Annotated in this window: 16 protein-coding genes and 1 pseudogene; 8 read left to right on the top strand and 9 right to left on the bottom strand. The window is 41.1% G+C overall.

The window, feature by feature from the left end; genetic code table 11:
- Positions 1-536: 536 nt before the first annotated feature.
- Positions 537-1115, bottom strand: a complete 579-nt coding sequence (sodB, locus tag AAC854_RS07385) for a superoxide dismutase [Fe] (RefSeq protein WP_340616531.1) — start codon at positions 1113-1115, stop codon at positions 537-539.
- A gap of 360 nt (positions 1116-1475) precedes the next feature.
- On the opposite strand from sodB, the gene AAC854_RS07380 reads away from it, so the two are divergent.
- Positions 1476-1862, top strand: coding sequence for a Grx4 family monothiol glutaredoxin (locus tag AAC854_RS07380; RefSeq protein WP_340616530.1), 387 nt, complete (start codon positions 1476-1478; stop codon positions 1860-1862).
- Between the two features lie 89 nt (positions 1863-1951).
- Here AAC854_RS07380 and rnt read toward each other — a convergent pair whose 3' ends face one another.
- The 6 genes from rnt to AAC854_RS07350 all read right to left on the bottom strand — a co-directional run bounded on the left by rnt (position 1952) and on the right by AAC854_RS07350 (position 6741).
- On the bottom strand, positions 1952-2611 hold the full coding sequence (gene rnt / locus AAC854_RS07375; protein ID WP_340616529.1) for a ribonuclease T: 660 nt from the start codon (positions 2609-2611) through the stop codon (positions 1952-1954).
- A gap of 232 nt (positions 2612-2843) precedes the next feature.
- A complete protein-coding gene (gloA, locus tag AAC854_RS07370; protein ID WP_340616528.1) occupies positions 2844-3251 on the bottom strand; it encodes a lactoylglutathione lyase in 408 nt (135 codons plus the stop codon).
- Positions 3252-3619: 368 nt separating this feature from the next.
- The gene (gene fghA / locus AAC854_RS07365; protein WP_340616527.1) at positions 3620-4465 is read right to left on the bottom strand and encodes an S-formylglutathione hydrolase; all 846 of its coding nucleotides are present in this window, start codon (positions 4463-4465) and stop codon (positions 3620-3622) included.
- Positions 4466-4576: 111 nt separating this feature from the next.
- Positions 4577-5686 (bottom strand): S-(hydroxymethyl)glutathione dehydrogenase/class III alcohol dehydrogenase, encoded by a 1110-nt coding sequence (locus tag AAC854_RS07360; protein WP_340616526.1) that lies wholly within the window; start codon positions 5684-5686, stop codon positions 4577-4579.
- A 345-nt stretch (positions 5687-6031) separates the two neighbouring features.
- A complete protein-coding gene (locus AAC854_RS07355) occupies positions 6032-6427 on the bottom strand; it encodes a structural protein (RefSeq protein ID WP_340616525.1) in 396 nt (131 codons plus the stop codon).
- On the bottom strand, positions 6427-6741 hold the full coding sequence (locus AAC854_RS07350; protein ID WP_047964327.1) for a phage holin, lambda family: 315 nt from the start codon (positions 6739-6741) through the stop codon (positions 6427-6429). The genes AAC854_RS07355 and AAC854_RS07350 overlap by 1 nt, the downstream gene beginning before the upstream one ends.
- 928 nt (positions 6742-7669) lie before the next feature.
- Between AAC854_RS07350 and adiA the strand changes: the two genes are divergently transcribed.
- The 5 genes and pseudogenes from adiA (at position 7670) to AAC854_RS07325 (ending at position 12833) form a co-directional block, all read left to right on the top strand.
- Positions 7670-9943, top strand: a complete 2274-nt coding sequence (adiA, locus tag AAC854_RS07345; RefSeq protein ID WP_340616524.1) for an arginine decarboxylase — start codon at positions 7670-7672, stop codon at positions 9941-9943.
- Between the two features lie 17 nt (positions 9944-9960).
- The gene (gene adiC / locus AAC854_RS07340; RefSeq protein WP_340616523.1) at positions 9961-11289 is read left to right on the top strand and encodes an arginine/agmatine antiporter; all 1329 of its coding nucleotides are present in this window, start codon (positions 9961-9963) and stop codon (positions 11287-11289) included.
- A gap of 181 nt (positions 11290-11470) precedes the next feature.
- Positions 11471-11707: pseudogene (locus AAC854_RS07335) on the top strand (IS1 family transposase); the annotation flags it as partial.
- 152 nt (positions 11708-11859) lie between these two features.
- Positions 11860-12288: a universal stress protein gene (locus AAC854_RS07330; RefSeq protein WP_340616522.1), complete on the top strand. Its 429-nt coding sequence runs from the start codon at positions 11860-11862 to the stop codon at positions 12286-12288.
- Positions 12289-12395: 107 nt separating this feature from the next.
- Positions 12396-12833 (top strand): universal stress protein, encoded by a 438-nt coding sequence (locus tag AAC854_RS07325; RefSeq protein ID WP_047964322.1) that lies wholly within the window; start codon positions 12396-12398, stop codon positions 12831-12833.
- Between the two features lie 91 nt (positions 12834-12924).
- Here the strand turns inward: AAC854_RS07325 and AAC854_RS07320 are convergent, their stop codons facing one another.
- Positions 12925-13107, bottom strand: a complete 183-nt coding sequence (locus AAC854_RS07320; protein WP_047964321.1) for a hypothetical protein — start codon at positions 13105-13107, stop codon at positions 12925-12927.
- Positions 13108-13382: 275 nt separating this feature from the next.
- Here AAC854_RS07320 and AAC854_RS07315 point away from each other — a divergent pair, with 275 nt between their 5' ends.
- Positions 13383-14387: an endonuclease gene (locus AAC854_RS07315; protein ID WP_340616521.1), complete on the top strand. Its 1005-nt coding sequence runs from the start codon at positions 13383-13385 to the stop codon at positions 14385-14387.
- Between the two features lie 426 nt (positions 14388-14813).
- A complete protein-coding gene (gene phoH, locus AAC854_RS07310) occupies positions 14814-15605 on the top strand; it encodes a phosphate starvation-inducible protein PhoH (RefSeq protein ID WP_340616520.1) in 792 nt (263 codons plus the stop codon).
- A 121-nt stretch (positions 15606-15726) separates the two neighbouring features.
- Here phoH and AAC854_RS07305 read toward each other — a convergent pair whose 3' ends face one another.
- On the bottom strand, positions 15727-15939 hold the full coding sequence (locus tag AAC854_RS07305) for a DUF7661 family protein (protein ID WP_422824063.1): 213 nt from the start codon (positions 15937-15939) through the stop codon (positions 15727-15729).
- Positions 15940-16140 lie beyond the last annotated feature (201 nt).

Below are 16140 nucleotides of genomic sequence, written 5' to 3'. Positions count from 1 at the left end.
TTATGGTCTAAATTTATATACCCTTCATTTTTCAGGCTGCCACATAGTTGATTGCTCTAGCTAGTGTCACTTTGCAACCTGAAATCTATTGGATATAGATATTTGTTAAGCGTTTGCCAATATATTTATATATAGAGTGGTCGTTGGCAATAATTTAGCGATGAACCTTGAATTTTGTCTGATCTAGCTCAAAAGTGAAAGTAATAATCGATGTTATAAAGAGTATGGTTCAAGAATTACAGTCTAGTTTTTTAGATAATGCGATAAATAACCATCTAAAACTTATGGTATTGAGATATCTTAATTTTCACGTTGAGGATAGTCTATGGACACAGATCTGAAGTTGGGATTATTGGCTGCCAGCAGTGCATTAATCATGATTGTTTTTCTGGGAAGCCTTTGCCTTATCTGATCGAGTTCGAGAAAAAGAATTGAGGTATAACATCACTTGTTTAAGGGTAGGTGCACCTGTTCATAATGTGGTGAATAGGTGCACTTGCCCTTGTTATTTCAAACTGGGACGAGAATTAATCTTATTAAGCCAGATTTTCTTCAACAAATTTCCAGCTGACTAAGGCCCAGAAGTGCTCCAGGTATTGAGGACGCGCATTGCGGTAATCGATGTAATATGCGTGTTCCCAAACGTCAACTGTCAAAACTGGCTTATCTTCGCCTGTCAGTGGGGTTGCTGCGTTAGAAGTATTAACGATAGCGAGGCTGCCGTCAGTTTTCTTGACCAGCCATGTCCAGCCAGAACCAAAGTTTTTCAGGGCAGCGTCAGTAAATTGCTGTTTGAACTCAGCAAAAGAACCGAAAGCACTGTTGATAGCATCGGCCACTTTTCCGGTTGGTTCACCACCACCATTTGGTGACAGGCTATGCCAGTAGAAAGTATGGTTCCAGATTTGTGCTGCGTTATTGAAAATGCCACCTTCAGATGTTTTGATGATTTCTTCCAGGGATTTTCCGGCAAACTCGGTCTCTTTAATCAGATTATTCAGATTCACAACATAAGCGTTGTGATGTTTGCCGTAATGATATTCCAGAGTTTCTGCAGAAATGTGTGGTTCCAGGGCATCTTTGGCATAAGGTAATGCTGGTAATTCAAAAGACATTGCATGCTCCTTTTTAATATCGGGTTTTTGGCTCTGTAAACCATGACTTAGATACTGAATCATGGGCAGAGCAAATCTAAGCTTATTATCATGTTGCTGTTTTGATAATTATCTTAACAACTTTTTTGCTAAATAACAGAAGAAAAGATGCTACTTAGCTGCGAACTGGCGCAGAACTGAACTATAACATGAACTTAATATGGCTAATTGGGATAAAAATACCTGATGAATACTTGTTGTAAATCATGGCAAAAATTTGCCATGGAAAGTTCGCGGTAGAAAAATCAGAGTAGAAAGTGGTATTCTGAATCAAACTTTTCTGATGCTGATGAATGGCACTTGCAGTTTAAGGAAGCAAAAATGACGACTATGAATACAAATACCAATACCAACACAGTTACTAATACAACAACTGAAGAAACCATTGAAAAAATCAAACGCCAAATTAGTGAGAATCCAATCCTGCTGTACATGAAAGGTTCTCCTAAATTGCCGAGCTGTGGATTCTCTGCACAGGCAATTCAGGCGTTATCTGCCTGCGGCGAGCGTTTTGCTTATGTGGATATTCTGCAAAACCCAGATATTCGTGCTGAATTGCCTAAATATGCGCATTGGCCAACGTTTCCTCAGTTGTGGATTGATGGTGAACTGGTTGGCGGTTGTGACATTCTTGTTGAGATGTACCAGCGCGGTGAGTTACAGGCTTTAATCAAAGAAACTGCTGACAAATACCGTGAACAAGAATAAATAAGTGAATAATTTGTCGGAATGATAAATTATTTCTGTAGCCCCACTCCCATAATAGGAGTGGGGCTTAATGTATCTGAATTAATATATTAAGACTCGCTGTCAGCAGTACCTGCGGAAGGTAATGGCCAGCCACCAAGCCGTTTCCAGCGATTAACGAGCTCACAGAATAGCAGGGCAGTTCGATCGGTATCATAAAGCGCGCTGTGTGCTTGATTACTGTCAAACGGTATTTCCGCAGTGATGCAAGCTTTGGCAAGGATCGTCTGACCAAGAACCAACCCACTGAGGGCCGCAGTATCAAATGTCGCGAATGGATGGAATGGATTGCGCTTTAACCCGGAACGCTCCGCGGCTGCCATAACAAAATTATGATCAAAACTGGCGTTATGGGCGACCATGATTGCACGGTTACAATTAGTGTTTTTCATACCCTTGCGAACCATTTTGAAAATAGCATGCAATGCAGTGTATTCGCTGACTGCTCCTCTCAAGGGATTTGTGGGGTCAATGCCTGTGAATGCCAGAGCAGCAGGATCAAGGTTAGCACCTTCAAAAGGGTCAACATGGAAATGCAGTGCATCAGCGGGCATCAGCCAGCCTTCCTCATCCATTTTTAAAGTGACTGCAGCAATTTCAAGTAAAGCGTCTGTACGCGCATTAAAACCACCAGTTTCGACATCAATGACAACAGGATAGTAGCCGCGAAATCGCCCGCTTAGCATGTTTTGATCGTTTTTATTAGGCATCTGATTTTTAGTTCTTAACTTCAGGATTCTGTTTTTAAATCTGGAATAGGGCGTATTATGACAAAATTTGCTATGTCTTGCAGAAGTAATATTTATCCAATGGAAAGGATCTACTTAATAGATTTCAAAATGCAGAGTGATTATGAAAGAAGGAATCACTGAGAGTATAGTGAACTATGTGGCTGGAGTGAGAGCAGCCAACAAGGCTGCAACTCAAAACTTATCGTGTTAATTAGTTGCCTAATGCACTACTCGCGCTTGTGTTTTCAATAAGTTCGATCTTATAGCCATCGGGATCTTCAACAAAAGCAATAACAGTTGCACCGCCTTTGACAGGCCCTGCTTCGCGGATTACATTCCCGCCAGCGAGCTTAATACGCTCACAGGTTGCCGCAACGTCATCAACACCTAACGCAATGTGTCCAAACGCAGTTCCCATTTCGTAGTTTTCAACTCCCCAATTGTAGGTTAGCTCAATAACTGCGCCTTGGCTCTCATCGGTATAACCAACAAATGCAAGGGAATATTTGTACTCTGGATTTTCACTAGTGCGAAGTAAACGCATGCCCATTACTTGAGTATAGAAATCAATCGAGCGCTGCATGTCACCAACACGGATCATAGTATGGAGTAAACGCATGATTACCTCTTGATATTTATAGTTTTATTTCGAAGCATAGCTTTATCGAAAAACTTTGCTCACTTAATTGGATATGTCTGGTTAACTATAACTAGATTTTAATGCATTATAAATCAAATAATTGCTTGATTGAGGCGTGCTATTGGGATGCCATATTGACAGCACCCGGCGGCTATATTATTCACACCGACTGCTTTCTGACCAGACTGCAAATATGCCACCACCATCACTACAATCTAAGGCGGACTAAGGCAGATTCAGAATAATAAAACCCCCTTATAAGTAGATAACATTAAGGAGGCAGCCATTTAGTTATATGATAAAAAATATATCTGGCCTTATGGATCGCTGAATTACATATTTAAAATTTACTTTTTCCCGACGCACTTTTGCATTGCTTTGGCATGGTAGATAATATGATTCTCAATGAAGCTGGCAATAAAGTAGTAACTGTGATCATACCCTGCATGAAAGTTAATGGTCACTGGATAACGGATTTCATCGCAAACAGCCTGTAGTAATTCAGGGCGTAACTGTTCCTCAAGGAAATCATCATTGAGCCCTTGATCAATCAAGATTGGGAGCTGTTTTTTTGCGTTTTTAATCAATTCTACAGAGTCATATTGTTTCCATTCAGACTCGTTTTCACCAAGATAGTTGGAGAATGCTTTTATACCCCATGGAATTTGACTGGGAGCAACAATAGGTGAAAATGCTGATACGCTGCAATAACGGTCAGGGTTTTTCAGGGCAATTACCATTGCGCCGTGGCCTCCCATAGAATGACCGCTGATTGACCGTATATCCGTCACCTCAAAGTTTGCCTCAATCAGTTCAGGCAGTTCTGAAACAACATAATCGTACATACGATAATGTGAAGACCAGGGTTGTTTTAAGGCATTGAGATAAAACCCGGCACCTTTTCCAAGATCATAAGCAGGGTCATCAGCGACATCGTCACCTCGTGGACTGGTATCTGGAGCAATAATAACCATACCATGCTTCGCCGCGTAACGTTGAGCGCCCGCTTTTGTGATGAAGTTTTGTTCGTTGCAAGTCAATCCAGAAAGCCAGTACAGTACAGGCAATTTTCTTTCTTTAATCTGGGGAGGAAAGAAAACTGAAAAACGCATCTGGCAACCCAAAACCTTTGATTCGTGTTGATAGACATCCTGCCATCCACCAAAACAGGCGTGATGTTCGATTCTTTCCATTACCTTTCTCTCTAAGATTAATCGTTGTGGTAATTCTTTGGTTTTGTCAGATACCGTGTTGTCAGCCAACACGGTTTTCTGTTTATGGTAACTATTTAAAATCAATAAAAATCAGTAGTGAATAACCGTGCGGATCGACTTACCTTCATGCATCAGGTCGAAAGCCTCATTAATGTCTTCCAGAGGCATTGTGTGGGTAACGAAAGGTGCAAGCTCGATTTCACCTTTCATGGCGTCTTCTACTATTCCTGGTAATTGGCTGCGTCCTTTCACCCCACCGAAAGCAGTGCCTTTCCATGTACGTCCCGTAACAAGCTGAAACGGACGAGTAGAAATTTCCTGCCCAGCGCCGGCTACACCAATTATTACGGATTGTCCCCACCCACGGTGTGCACTTTCGAGTGCGGCACGCATTACGTTGATGTTACCAATACATTCGAAAGTATGATCAACACCCCACTTTGTCATATCCAGAATGACTTGTTGAATGGGTTTGTCATAATCATTTGGATTGATGCATTCTGTGGCACCAAACTGTTTGGCCAGTTCGAATTTGGCCGGATTGGTGTCAATGGCAATAATGCGCCCGGCCTTTGCTTGACGAGCACCTTGGATGACGGCAAGTCCAATGCCACCAAGTCCGAAAACGGCGACAGAATCTCCGGGCTGCACTTTGGCTGTGTTATGTACCGCACCGATTCCGGTAGTAACACCACAGCCTAACAGACAAACATGTTCATGATTTGCTGCTGGATTGATTTTTGCCAGTGAGACTTCAGCTACGACAGTATATTCACTGAATGTGGAACATCCCATGTAATGATAGATAGGTTGTCCATTGTAAGAAAAACGTGTGGTGCCATCCGGCATGAGACCTTTACCCTGAGTATCACGCACTGAAATACAAAGGTTAGTTTTACCAGACTGGCAGAATTCACATTCACCACACTCCGCTGTATATAATGGAATAACATGGTCGCCCGGTTTTACACTTGTAACGCCTTTACCCACTTCGACAACGATACCCGCCCCTTCATGGCCCAGAACAACAGGAAATATACCTTCAGGATCACTGCCTGAGAGAGTAAAAGCGTCAGTATGGCAAACACCTGTATGGCTGACTTTTATCATTACTTCACCCGCTTTCGGGGGAGCAACATCAATTTCGATAATTTCGAGTGGTTTGTTTGGTCCAAAGGCAACGGCAGCACGTGATTTCATATTTCCCTCTTTTTTGGTGGTATTTTTTCTGTTAACAACATTATAGGTAATTGCAATATAGATAATTGCAATCTTCCAAAAGATAAGAAGATATTTATCTTCTTTATCAGGAATGTAACGAAGAGTCTATCCCTGTAGTTTTCTGATACTGCTATTTGTTCATTTTCTTGGGTGACGATTGATTTTGTAGTTGTATCACAAAATGAATAACGGGTGATTAGGCAAATTTCATGGGAAATAGAGGATGGGTTTTTTCATCAAAACGATCATTGGAATTAAGCAAAAAAAATTTTTTAGGGAAAATCACCACCAAGGATTTGGTGGTGACTATATGTTGACTGAATTTTATAGCAATTCAAATGCCCGTGTAATAACAGCATCGGAATAGGGTTGCTGACCATTTTCCATCTGAATGATAGCCTTAACCAGTTTGCTCATTGTGTTGACGTTTTCTACATCTATCACAACACTGCTGGGCACGCCGACCATTTTACATACATAGGCGATGTAAGCTTCGGTATTATTTTCATTCGTTGGTGCCCAACGGGAAATAATCTGGCGGATAGTATTCAACCCATATTTGCGATCGTAATTACGCAGAATTTTCAGCATCGCCCGGATACCGTATTCAGGTGCCACAAATTGGCAAAATGATTTATCTGTCTGTATATCGCGTAAACCCTGCCATTTATCACCGTGGCGAATATTACCTGGGTTATGGTTACGGATCCCTCTTGTCATTATTTATCTCCTAAACGTTTATTGATGGCCCGGTTAGCAAATTCTCGTATTTTTTCCACGCCAATAAAGCCGACAGCACCGCCGAGAGCGGGTGAAACACTGCTTGGAATACCAAATAGTTCTAATCCACTGGAAAACCCCCACGACAGCGCTCCGCATAGTAGCGGTTCGACCCAGCGATTTTTCCGCTCCACACCGTCATAAATCAGTCGGCCATAGCAAATCATGATGGCCAAAATAGAGCCTGATATTTGCGGCCATGCGTTCTTCAGACCGTTTAGTAAGTCGGCCCATAAATCAGGATGTTCTTTCATTCTTAGTCCTATAATTTAATGATGGGGGTCACATCAGCAGGCGCTTTTAACCAATTCAATCCAGAAAAAATAAGGTGCAATAATCCTCAATCGGGATTGGTTTTTAGTGCCTGTTTAATGACGCTCCGTACTCTTCCATAGTAACGTCAGTAAAGGGAATCCACATTGTTATGCTATTGTGCTCTGGCTCTTACTAAACCAACGCTATAATTGAGTGAGCGGTATGGGTAGGAGTTGTCTCTTACTATAAGAGCCAGAGTGAATAAGTATCTAAAATGCAAAGTAGGGTTATTTCATTGATATGGAGATGTTCAATGAAATAATTAAAATATAATAAATTTAAAATGAAAATGCTTATCAGGTTGTTTTGTTAATTAACAACTTCACCACCGTTCAACGCCATATCAGTGCTTGTAATGCAAAGCAGTGAGTAACCATATGGGAATATTATCGCGATTATTTTTGCCTTTAGTTTACTGAAGGATCAAAAAGCAGTCATTCAATAGGCTAATTATACAAAAAATAAATAAAAATAATAAAAAACAATCAAAAAACTAATTACGGTTCAATATTAACACAACGGTTGTTAGCTATTTTTCCTGACATTTCAATATTGATAGCTTCATCTTTATATAGAAATGCTAACTTCCATGCTATTACCAAAATTGCACAAATCTAAATAGACACTATATTGAACAGTGTGATTTTAAGCATAAAAATTTATATTTTAGTAAATAGTTAACTAATGTTACTACGTTAATGGAATTTATATTATGGCTCACTCAGTACCGTTAAAAATGCTTTTTATACAGCGTTAGCCGAATGAAAAACATCCAATCCCCTGATTGTGTCAACCATTCTATGGCAACTGCCAATAACACTAAATTTTCTTGTTGGTTCAAGTAGAGTTAGCGTAAGGAAAAATGTCATGAAAGTATTGATAGCAAAAAACGAAGTGGGTACACAATATCATAATCACTATATTGAAAATGCGGTGCAGCGGTTGGCAGATAAATTAACCGAGAGAGAGGTTGATGTTGTTATTTCGGATTCTCTTGAGGATAGCTATACGATAATTTCGGCCAATGAACCATTCGATTGCCTGATGGTAAGTTGTGCACTGATGGATGATGATTTATATCGTAATATACACCAATTATTGAATAAACTGTCTGAACGACAGGAAAATGTCCCGGTTTTTTTATTAAGTGATCGAGAAAAAACGGTATTTTTGCTGAGCCATGAATTGCTGGAACAATTCGCTGAATTTGCTTGGATACTAGAAGATTCGGCAGATTTTATTGCTGGCCGGGCTATTGCGGCAATGCATCGTTATCGCCAACAATTGTTGCCTCCCTTAATGTCAGCGTTAATGAAATACAGCAAAATCTATGAATATTCCTGGGCTGCACCCGGGCATCAGGGTGGCGTTGGATTTAATAAAACGCCTGTTGGTCGTTTTTATCATGATTATTATGGGGAAAATCTCTTCCGTACTGATATGGGCATTGAACGAGCCTCATTGGGATCGTTGCTGGATCACTCAGGTGCATTTGGGGAAAGTGAAAAAAATGCAGCCAGAGTATTTGGTGCAGACCATTCTTACTCGGTTGTAGTCGGAACATCAGGATCTAACCGCACGATTATGCAGGCTTGCATGACCGAGAATGATGTCGTCATTATTGACCGCAATTGCCACAAATCCATTGAACAGGGGTTAATTCTGACAGGTGCGAAACCTGTCTATATGCTGCCAAGCCGTAACCGCTATGGCATCATTGGGCCTATTTACCCGCAAGAAATGCAGGCCAAAACACTCCAGAAAAAGCTGAAACAGAACCCGTTGACTCAGGATATGGCTAAGTTTAAGCCAGTTTATAGCGTAGTCACAAACTGTACGTATGATGGTGTTTGCTATAACGCCAAACATGTACAGGAATTGCTGGATAAAAGTGTTGATAGAATACATTTTGATGAAGCTTGGTATGGCTATGCACGTTTTAATCCGATTTATCATGACCATTACGCCATGCGCGGGGAACCTAAAAGTCATTCAGGGCCGACGGTATTTGCCACTCATTCATCTCATAAGTTGTTGAATGCACTATCACAGGCTTCTTTTATCCATGTGCGTGATGGGCGTAACTCTGTGGACTTTTCGAGATTTAATCAAGCCTACATGATGCACGCGACAACCTCTCCTTTATATGCTATTTGCGCTTCAAACGATATTGCAGTTTCTATGATGGACGGCAATAGCGGTTATTCCCTGACACAAGAGGTGATTGAAGAGGCTGTTGATTTTCGTCAGGCATTGGCACGTTTGCATCGGGAGTTCAGCAAAGAAGGTAGTTGGTTCTTTAAACCGTGGAATCAGGAGAAAGTGACAGATCCTGCCACAGGTAAAAAAATTGCCTTTGAAGATGCTCCCAGAGAATTACTGACAAAAGAGCAAAGTTGCTGGGTAATGCGTCCGGGGGATAGTTGGCACGGGTTTGAAGATTTGCCGAATGACTGGAGTATGCTCGATCCGATTAAAGTCAGTATTCTGGCGCCTGGGATGGGAGATAATGGTAAATTGCAGAAGAAAGGCGTACCTGCGGCCTTGGTAACGGCATGGCTAAGCCAGCACGGCATTGTACCTACCCGTACCACGGATTTCCAAATTATGTTCCTGTTTTCGATGGGGATTACCAAAGGAAAATGGGGGACATTACTCAATACCTTATTATCTTTCAAACACCATTATGATGCGAATACCCCTTTGGATAAGGTCTTGCCGGATTTGGTGCAACAATATCCAGAGGTATATGGTCATTTAGGGTTAAAAGAATTGGGCGATAAGATGTTCGATTATTTGCGGCAGAATAATCCGGGCGAAAAATTGAACCAAGCGTATGCGGGCTTACCTGAAATAGCGATGACGCCTCGAGCCGCTTATCAAGCTATTGTCACCAATAACGTGGAAATGGTAGCACTGGACGATTTACCTCACCGTATCGCAGCGAATTCCATCATCCCTTATCCACCCGGAATTCCAATGTTGCTTTCAGGAGAAAACTTCGGGGCCAAAACTAGCCCGCAAATTGGGTATTTGCATGCACTGCAAAAATGGGATCACGAATTCCCCGGTTTTGAACATGAAACGGAAGGCACGGAAATTATCAACGGCATTTATCACGTTATGTGTATAAAAAAGTGAGTACGGGAAAATAAATTATGGCTACAGTTTCAGAGATGAAAAAAGTCGGATTGATCCCCGTTACGTTGATGGTTGCAGGTAACATTATGGGATCTGGGGTTTTCCTGCTGCCCGCCAGCCTGGCTTCGACAGGAGGGATTGCCATTCTGGGTTGGTTAGTGACTATTATCGGTGCGGTAGGATTATCGATTGTATACGCCAAGATATCTTCACTGGATGATAGCCCCGGTGGTTCTTATGCCTATGCTCGACGGGCCTTTGGGCCTTTTCTGGGCTACCAGACCAACGTTTTGTATTGGCTGGCGTGCTGGATCGGAAATATCGCGATGGTCGTGATCGGGGTAGGTTATCTGAGTTACTTTTTTCCAATCCTGAAAGATCCGATAATCCTGACCATCACTTGTACGGCGATATTGTGGATATTTGTCTTTTTGAACATTATCGGGCCACATGTCATTACCAAAGTACAAGCGGTGGCAACAACGCTGGCGTTGGTTCCGATTGTAGCGACAGCGGTTTTTGGATGGTTCTGGTTCAGCGGTAAGACTTACATGGATGCGTGGAATGTAAGTGGATTAAATACCTTCGGGGCTATTCAAAGCATTTTAAACGTGACGCTGTGGTCTTTTATTGGCGTTGAAAGTGCTTCGGTTGCTGCTGGTGTGGTTAAAAACCCTAAGCGTAACGTACCCATTGCGACCATTGGTGGCGTGTTGATTGCGGCTGTTTGTTATGTTTTGTCCAGTAGTGTGATTATGGGGATGATCCCCAATGCGGCGTTGAAAATTTCATCTTCTCCTTTTGGGGATGCTGCCAGATTAGCATTGGGAGATACCGCAGGGGCAGTCGTTGCCTTTTGTGCAGCGGCAGGATGTTTGGGGTCACTGGGCGGCTGGACATTACTTGCCGGACAGACAGCCAAGGCGGCTGCGGATGATGGGTTGTTTCCTTCAATCTTTGCTAAAGTGAATAAAGCGGGAACACCCGTTGCTGGTTTGCTGATCCTTGGCGTTTTAATGACGGTGTTCCAGCTCAGTAGTATATCCCCGAATGCCGCGAAGGAATTTGGGTTGGTTTCTTCTGTTTCAGTTATTTTTACCCTGATACCTTATTTATATACCTGCGCAGCCTTGTTGCTAATCGGTCATGGGCATCTTGGGCAAGAGAAAATACGATATGTTGTTATTACTTTTATTGCCTTTATTTATTGCATCTGGGCGGTTATGGGAACGGGGGCAAAAGAAGTGATGTGGACATTGGTTGTAATGATGGTAATAACGGCTATGTATACTTTTAACTATAACACTAAACATCCTGTACCTTTCCCCTTGGATAAAAAGGAATAATTCAGGCTTTCAGGATAAAAAGGTGCTGATATTTCAGCACCTTTTTATATTTATGTGCATTAATAAATTATTACGTGGAATGGCCCGGGTGGGGTTCCTTCATTGTTTCGTTCATCAGAGTATTCTGGCCGTAAAACCTTTCAACGTCTTCCTCAACACATTACGTCAATTGCCTGAATGATTATCTCCTTTTAATGTCCGTTTTTACTGTATGGATAATTTTGCAGCGCACAGCATACTTCCTAAAGAAAAACATATTGTTGGAAAGTATTACACCCAACGTATAGAAAGAACCAACCTGACACTTCGTACACATTTAAAAAAACTGAACCGAAAAACGTGGGGTTATTCCAAATCGGAAGAGATGCACGACAAAGTCATAGGGACTTTCATCGAACAGGAATACTACCTTTGCTAAGGGATCTAATTATTGGAGGCGTGACCGCTTTGTTGGCTGCATCTCGAAATCCATTGGGTATAGGTGTTAGATAACTCACAGTAAGTTGCCTGAATTTCAATATAATAAAGAAATCAGAATAACTTGGTATTTCAGTAGATAGGAGCATGCATATGTACAAAACTATTTTAGTACCAGTAGATATTTCAGAAGAAGATCTAACCAACAAGGCCGTTGGTAGCGCGCTTAAGATCGCTAGAGAAACAGGGGCTAAATTACATTTCCTGCATGTATTACCTATTTCATCAGCTATCATTAATGCTTATGCATTAGGCTATATGGAGATTAAGGACAGGGCGACTATCAAGGCAGAGCAAGATTTGGGAAAACTCGTCGATTCCCTTGGATTGCCGAATGATCGCATTGCCTATTCGATTGCATTTGGTTCACCAAGAGATGAAATCACTGCTGCGGCGGATGAAATTGGGGCTGATTTGATCGTCATTGGTTCAAGACGACCCAATATCACTACACACTTATTGGGCTCTAACTCTTCTGGCGTTGTCAGGTATGCGAAAGTATCTGTATTAGTAGTGCGGTAATGATTTCCATTGGAAATGGCGGATTAATGATAGTAATAGGTTTTTGTGACGGCTTGATGGTTGATAACTAATAGCTAGCGGTTATATCCGATTACAGGGGAGTAGATATGTATAACACAATTTTAGTTCCAATTGATATTCCAGAAGATCAATTAACTGACAATGCAATTAAGCATGCAGAATATTTGGCAAAAATATCTAATGCAAAGGTACACCTGTTCCACTCAGTGCCAGATATCTCCAGATTTTCTGTGAGTTATAGCTATCATTATGATTTACTAAGTGCTTTTGCCAAAAAGGCGATTACGAATTCTGAAGAGGAACTGAAAAAAGTCGTAGAAAGAATTGATCTTCCTAAAGATAAAATATCATACTCTGTTGCTTTTGGTTCCCCACGAGACAAAGTGTTGTCTACAGCCCGTGAAATAGGGGCAGACTTGATTATTGTTGGATCAAGGCGACCAGATATTTCAACTCACTTACTGGGTTCAAATGCGTCAGGTATTGTGGGGTATGCTGAAATCTCAGTTTTGGTTGTAAGATAATCGATTTTATTCAGCGAAAAATGCCATGAATCCTCGCCCCTGCACGGGCGGGGATAATAGTGCATCCTGATACAGATACAGAGAATTTTGGTTAATCAGAAAATGAATTCAGGGTAATATCTAACTGATTTTTACCAGCTATAATAACTTGAATCTGTAAATTATTTTCTGAACTGTTAGTCGTAATAACGGTAACTTCTTCATTCCCTGAATATTTCTTTACAACTTCCTGCAACTCTTGTTCAAGCTGTTTGATTTTAGTGCTAATGGTCATTTATCCTAATGAATTTAACTGAGTGCTTTAAGTAATTGATTTAATATTACTCAAATAAACCGAGTTCAATAGTTTAATTAACGTGATATTTTAGTACTTAAAATTCCAATAAAAGAGGCTACTTAGTGCATTAAGTCATATTAATTAATCCAAATAATGGATTAATTCCGTTGCCGTTATCAATAAAATTTCCACGAATTATATTTGTCATTTTATGGTGTTGTCAGGCAGGATAATAGGTGGATGTTATGCACAATAAGTAAATAGGTATTATTTTGAACAATAAAATTGGCCTGTGGGCACGTTATCTTTTGATTTTCGGATTAACCATTTCGTTTAATGTATGGAGCGCTCCAACTAGTTTTGAACAAGCAAAAGTGGAATCAAGAAAGAATGTCTATGATGGGCAAACGAAATCTGGCATAGGGACATTATATTGTGGCTGTGACTGGCAATGGGTCGGCAAGAGTGGTGGTCGTGTTGATTTGGCGTCTTGTAATTACCATGTGAGGTCACAGCAAACAAGGGCAGAACGTATTGAATGGGAACATATGGTGCCGGCATGGGTATTTGGGCACCAGCGCCAATGTTGGCAGAACGGGGGCCGCAAGAACTGTGTTGATACTGATCCGGTATTTCGCATGATGGAGTCAGATATGCATAATTTGGCTCCTTCAATTGGTGAAGTTAATGGCGATCGCAGTAATTTTGCTTATGGGATGGTTGCCAGAAACACGCCTAATATGTATGGCGCCTGTAGCAGTAAAGTGGATTTTCAATCACGTTTGTTTGAACCACGCGACAGAGTGAAAGGAATGGTCGCCAGAGTCTACTTTTATATGCATGACCGCTATAACCTGATGATGTCACGCCAACAACAACAATTGATGATGGCATGGGATCGTCAGTATCCAGTGGAAGCCTGGGAACGTGATCGAGATAACCGAATTGCCCGGATCATGGGGCACCATAACCCATTTGTGACTGGTAGCAAAAAATGGGAATTAGGGCATAAAAACTCAGGCCAAGGACTAGTGGCACAATCTGGTTCGCCAAAACAAAATAAGCTGCATGCGGGGAATAATCAGGCACTCACTCAAAAAACTGCATCAAAAGCGGAGCAGGGAGCCATGATTAAAGGCAATAAAAACAGCCAGATTTATCATTTTTCACATTGCTCTGGTTATAAGACGGTAGCAGATAAAAATGCAATTTATTTCCATTCAGAAGCAGAAGCCAAAAAAGCGGGATACCGTTTGGCAGGTAATTGTAAAAAATAATGGAAAATGTAAGGTCATTATTTTTCTGTAGTTATTGAATGAGCTTTTAACAATAAAAAATCAAGAATGTTTCAGTAAAGTTTAACCTTCACCTTGTCATAAATAAAAAACTGTCATTATACTGACATCATAGTCCGTTAGGTTACACCAAAGAAAGCGGAAAGATGCGAGGAATGCTAATGACAGAGACTGAAACTGCATTCTCGGTTAGGAACCGGCGATTGGGATCGATGTCACTAATAAAAATAGTGGCGATCTTAGCGCCGGTTTTTTTATGGGTCTTAATGAGCTGAAAAGGGAGCTCCTGCCTGTTCGGTATATACCCGATACTTTTCAAATTATAGCGTGAAAGGTGAAGGGCATAACTTAGTTATTCTACGATGATAGAACACCGCAATAGTGAAACTAATGATAAGGTGTATGACTATGGGTAGACAGAAAGCAGTGATCAAATCGCGTCGTGAAGTGAGAAAAATGTTAAAAAAGGACATGCGACAATCACGTTATCGGAATCATGATAATGTCACCTCATTGGTGCAAGTTGAAGGCGTTGAGGCTATTGGAATGGCGCGTGAAAACAGGGACACTTCAGAAATTCTGCCACGCAGTGAAGTTCAGTACCGCTATATGCGGGCGATCAATAATAAGCAATTGATTATTGCTAATGGTGAAGCTGGATGCGGGAAAACATACATTAGTGCAGTAATGGCAGCGGATACCTTAATCAATAAAGAAGTTGATAAAATTATTGTGACACGCCCTGTATTGCAGGCAGAAGAAGATCTTGGTTTTCTCCCCGGAGATATAACAGAGAAATTTGCCCCTTATTTCCGGCCTGTTTATGACGTGTTATTAAAACGCATGGGGGCTTCATTTTTGCAATATTGCTTGCGTCCTGAAATCGGCAAAGTAGAAATTGCGCCTTTTGCCTATATGCGCGGAAGAACATTTGAAAATGCGTTTGTGATCCTTGATGAGGCGCAAAATGTTACAGTCAATCAAATGAAAATGTTCTTAACGAGATTGGGAGAAAACGTAACAGTGGTTGTTAATGGTGATGTTAGTCAATGTGACTTGCCGGAAAACATGACATCTGGATTGGTGGATGCGTTAAAAAGGTTTTTCGATGATGAGTCTGTCAGTGTGATTCATTTTTCCCAACAGGATTGCGTGCGTTCCAGATTATGCCAGAAAGCATTGTTAGCTTATAGCAGATAGACCTGAGTATACACACCGCTGCAAAGAAACCCATCCCCCAGTTAATCCTGTGGCTGGGGGAATCACTTTGACTGTCTATAGCATAGTTTTTCATTTTGTGGGGGATTGTGGAAATTATCATTTATTCGATGCGGCGTACGTCGGGATATTTTTCACTGGCTGCTTCATGAAAGACATCATCAAGCCAGCGCGGGATCTCATCTTCTTCCAAAAAATCGGGAATGATGACATCATTGAATTGTGAATATTTCCGTTCAGGTAGACTCACATTGAACAAAAGCCATCTCTCGTTATGACGTTTGACGCCAATGAGCCTGCCGAATACGTTGTAAATTATTATGTTTTTATTCCTTTTGTATTTAAGAAATTATCTTTTTTATCAGAAAGTTATTTTTCTATCATTTGACTTGGATATACAGAATTAATTAACCCGAATTCTGGATAAGACATTGACGAGAAGCCTGTTCCAGGAGCAAAGTTTTGGTGCACACCAAAAACAGCTCCGAGGGGGAACAGGCTATGGACAAGTTAGTTG

The sequence above is a fragment of the Xenorhabdus entomophaga genome (genome assembly GCF_037996725.1).
Taxonomy (GTDB): Bacteria; Pseudomonadota; Gammaproteobacteria; order Enterobacterales; family Enterobacteriaceae; genus Xenorhabdus; species Xenorhabdus khoisanae.
The sequence above is the reverse complement of the archived record's forward strand: the minus strand, read 5'-3'. Positions and strand labels throughout refer to the sequence as shown.